Annotated in this window: 1 protein-coding gene; it reads left to right on the top strand. The window is 52.6% G+C overall.

Annotation, left to right across the window (positions count from 1 at the left end):
- Positions 1-1,121, top strand: a 1,121-nt coding sequence (tviB, locus tag EYB30_RS13170) for a Vi polysaccharide biosynthesis UDP-N-acetylglucosamine C-6 dehydrogenase TviB (RefSeq protein ID WP_166839379.1), incomplete at both ends; no start/stop codon positions are given.

Here is a 1,121-nt window from a genome sequence, read left to right as displayed (position 1 = left end):
CTGCCGCTGGCGGTCGAGTTTGGCAAGCATTACCCGACGTTGGGGTTTGACATCAACCAAGCGCGGATAAAAGAGCTAAACCAGGGCGAAGACCATACGCTGGAAGTGAGCGCTGAAGAGCTGGCGCAGGCGACACAGCTAAGCTACAGCGCGGATATAGCAGATTTGCGCCGGGCGAATGTGTTTATTGTCACTGTACCCACGCCAATAGACGCGCACCGCCAGCCAGATTTAACGCCGCTGATTAAAGCCTCAGAAACCTTAGGCAAAGTGATGAAAGCCGGCGATGTGGTCATTTATGAGTCTACCGTTTACCCGGGTGCAACCGAGGAAGACTGCATCCCGGTTATCGAGCGTGTATCGGGGCTTAAATACAATGTCGATTTTTTTGCCGGTTACAGCCCGGAGCGGATAAACCCGGGCGATAAAGAGCACCGGGTCACGACGATAAAAAAAGTCACCTCGGGTTCTACGCCTGACATCGCCGAATTTGTTGATGGCTTATACCGCAGCATTATTACCGCCGGTACCTATAAAGCCAGCTCAATCCGGGTGGCAGAAGCGGCCAAAGTTATCGAAAATACCCAGCGCGATTTAAACATCGCGCTGATAAACGAGCTGGCGGTAATTTTTAACAAACTGGGCATTGATACTGAAGAAGTGCTGCTAGCCGCTGGCACCAAATGGAACTTTCTGCCGTTTCGGCCGGGTTTAGTCGGCGGCCACTGTATCGGGGTAGACCCGTACTATTTAACGCATAAAGCGCAATCGATTGGTTATCACCCTGAAGTGATACTGGCAGGAAGACGCATCAACGACAGCATGGGACGTTATGTGGTCAGCGAACTGGTAAAGGCGATGGTCAAGCGGCGTATCCATGTGGCCGGTGCCAAAGTGCTGGTCATGGGCTTAACCTTTAAAGAAAACTGCCCGGATATCCGCAACACCAAGGTGGTGGATATTTTAGCTGAGCTAAAAGAATACGGCGTAGCGGCAGACGTGTTTGACCCCTGGGTAAATAGCGACGAAGCACAGCACGAATACGGCATAACGCCGCTGAGCACGCCAGAGCAGGGCGCTTATGATGCGGTTATCCTGGCGGTGGGGCATCAGCAATTCCG

This window comes from Rheinheimera pleomorphica (genome assembly GCF_011634895.1).
Taxonomy (GTDB): Bacteria; Pseudomonadota; Gammaproteobacteria; order Enterobacterales; family Alteromonadaceae; genus Alishewanella; species Alishewanella pleomorphica.
This window is presented reverse-complemented; position numbering and strand designations above follow the sequence as displayed.